Source organism: Fulvivirga aurantia, assembly GCF_009711475.1.
Lineage (GTDB): Bacteria > Bacteroidota > Bacteroidia > Cytophagales > Cyclobacteriaceae > Fulvivirga > Fulvivirga aurantia.
In genome coordinates, this window is the sequence record NZ_SMMD01000420.1 from 1 (window position 1) to 2,560 (window position 2,560).

Consider the following 2,560-nt stretch of genomic DNA (forward strand, 5'->3'; position numbering starts at 1 on the left):
ATGACAAAAGTGGCCATCGTAGCTGAAAAAATGAATCACCACCCTAATTGGTCAAACGTTTATAACACGGTTTCATTTGAACTAAACACTCACGATGCTGGTGATATCGTAACCGATAAGGACAAAAAGCTAGCAGAAGAAATAGATAAACTAGCCTAAAAGCCTTGACTGAAAAAACTCAATTATATTTGGTGCCTACCCCAATTGGCAACCTGGAGGATATTACTCTTCGCTCACTGAATATACTTAAACAGGTCGATGTGATCTTGGCAGAAGATACACGCACCTCGGGAAAGCTGCTCAAACATTATGAGATTAATAAACCGCTTAGAAGCTATCATATTTTCAATGAGCACAAGACGGTAGACGCACTCATCACTCAATTTAAAGAAGGGAGCACCATGGCGCTTATTTCAGATGCCGGTACGCCCTCGATCTCAGATCCTGGATTTTTATTGGTGAGAGAATGTCTGGCAAATAATATTAAACTTGAATGTTTACCAGGACCAACCGCTTTTATACCAGCCTTAGTAAAATCTGGTCTTCCTTCAGATAAATTTGTTTTCGAAGGCTTCTTACCACACAAAAAAGGTAGGCAAACCCGGCTTAAAGCACTGGCCGAAGAAGAGCGTACAATCGTTCTTTATGAATCGCCTCATCGATTGGTGAAAGCACTCGGCCAGCTAATAGAGTATATGGGAGAAGATAGGCAAGCCTCTGTATCAAGAGAGCTCACCAAATTGCATGAAGAAACCAAAAACGGAACCCTTCAGGAGATCAAAACGCATTTTGAGCAAGGCACAGTTAAGGGAGAAATTGTAATCGTGGTAGATGGAAAGAAATAACCTCATCTTATTAGTATCCTCAGTCTTGCTATTTGTTATTGGCCAGACACTTTTTCCTCTCGCGATATTTTTGAGCCTTGCACCTTTATTTGCACTGTTACAAATAGAACATCCACTCAAATTTAAGCATGCAGATGTATTAGTGCTTATCGCTCTGGTTGTGAGTTTTGGTATTTGGGCGCTATTAAGCCAGTTAAACCTGTGGCTTGCACTGAGTTTTTCTGTATTAGTATGGCTAAGCACGGTGATCTATACATTCACTAATCGCTATTCAAAGAATAAAATAGGATTGCTAACCCTCGTTATTTATTGGTTGGCACTTGAGTATGTGGCGATAAGCTTAAATCCAGAGTTTGCTCATGTTCTTCTAGGCAATGCCTTGGAAGTAACACCTTTCATTCCATGGAGTGCCTCAAGCGGACTTACCGGTGTGAGCTGTTGGATACTCATAGGCAATATATTACTGTACCTTTCTCTATTCAAAGATGGCGGAATATTAGAAGGTAGGTTTAGATGGCTCACGCTAAGCTACTGTATCATCGGCATAGCTTTACCAATCATTATATCGTACTTTATCACTTTTGATGTGCCGCCTATTACTTCTGAGCTTGTTCAAAAGTCTTATAGTGGTTATCTGATAGAGGTTGGTCACTATGATCGAACAGGGGAAGTGTTCGGACGTACCTCTGCCTGGGTAGCTGTACTTATTATACTTTATGCTTTCGTAAAAAAAGAAGTTAAATGATTGATCTTAGTAAGACACTTGAACGTACCAAATCATTAGTAATAGAGGTTGGAGATTTCATCAGAAAAGAAAGCGACAACTTTACCAAATCAGATATTGAGCTTAAAGGTTTTAATGATCTGGTATCTTATGTGGACAAAGAGGCCGAAAAGCAACTCGTAGCCGGTTGCTCGGAAATTTTACCTGAAGCTGGGTTTATCGCAGAAGAAGGCACTTCTGACAAGACTGGCGACACTTACAACTGGATCATCGATCCGTTAGATGGTACGACCAACTTTACGCATGGTCTGCCAATATATGCTATTAGCCTGGCCCTCATGGCCGAAGATAAAATAGTTTTAGGCATCGTTTATGAAATCAATAAAGACGAATGCTTTTACGCTATAGAAGGTGAAAACGCATATTTAAATGATCAGGTCATTAGTGTCTCCAAAGTACCTAAGTTAAGCGGTAGTTTATTAGCCACTGGTTTCCCTTATTATGATTTTGAGCAAATGTCGAAATATTTGTCGATACTCAATGATTTTATGCAACAAACCCATGGCCTAAGACGAATGGGAAGTGCTGCAGTTGACCTCGCTTATGTAGCCTGTGGCAGGTTTGAAGGCTTTTTTGAATACAATCTAAACGCCTGGGACGTGGCAGCAGGTGCTTTTATCGTAGAACGTGCAGGTGGTAATGTGACGGATTTTAAGTGTGGCCCTGATTATATTTTCGGCCGTGAAATCTTAGCCGCAGGACCTGTTCACACTGAAATGCTCGAGGTTATACAAAAACACTGGCTCGCCTAACTACTTAAATCGAAGTAAAAGTTTAAAATTCATATAATTTAGTTTCACTTCACCTTGCCAGTTTTCCATATTGAGATCCTGGATAAGAACCTTCACATCGATATCTTCAAACTCTTTGGCTATTACTAAATTCTCTTTTGGAATATCAGATTGATATATTTTACCATAATCTTTTTGCA

At 39.9% G+C, this 2,560-nt stretch carries 4 protein-coding genes; all 4 read left to right on the forward strand.

Features of this window, described 5'->3' with window-relative positions:
- A partial coding sequence (locus E1176_RS02510; RefSeq protein ID WP_155209003.1) for a 4a-hydroxytetrahydrobiopterin dehydratase occupies window positions 1–159 on the forward strand: 159 nt, incomplete at its 5' end.
- A 5-nt stretch (window positions 160–164) separates the two neighbouring features.
- Window positions 165–845, forward strand: a complete 681-nt coding sequence (rsmI, locus tag E1176_RS02515) for a 16S rRNA (cytidine(1402)-2'-O)-methyltransferase (protein ID WP_155209006.1) — start codon at window positions 165–167, stop codon at window positions 843–845.
- The gene (locus E1176_RS02520; protein ID WP_155209007.1) at window positions 832–1,590 is read left to right on the forward strand and encodes a hypothetical protein; all 759 of its coding nucleotides are present in this window, start codon (window positions 832–834) and stop codon (window positions 1,588–1,590) included. Before rsmI ends, E1176_RS02520 begins: the two co-directional genes overlap by 14 nt.
- The gene (locus E1176_RS02525; RefSeq protein WP_155209008.1) at window positions 1,587–2,381 is read left to right on the forward strand and encodes an inositol monophosphatase family protein; all 795 of its coding nucleotides are present in this window, start codon (window positions 1,587–1,589) and stop codon (window positions 2,379–2,381) included. The genes E1176_RS02520 and E1176_RS02525 overlap by 4 nt, the downstream gene beginning before the upstream one ends.
- Window positions 2,382–2,560: the final 179 nt, after the last annotated feature.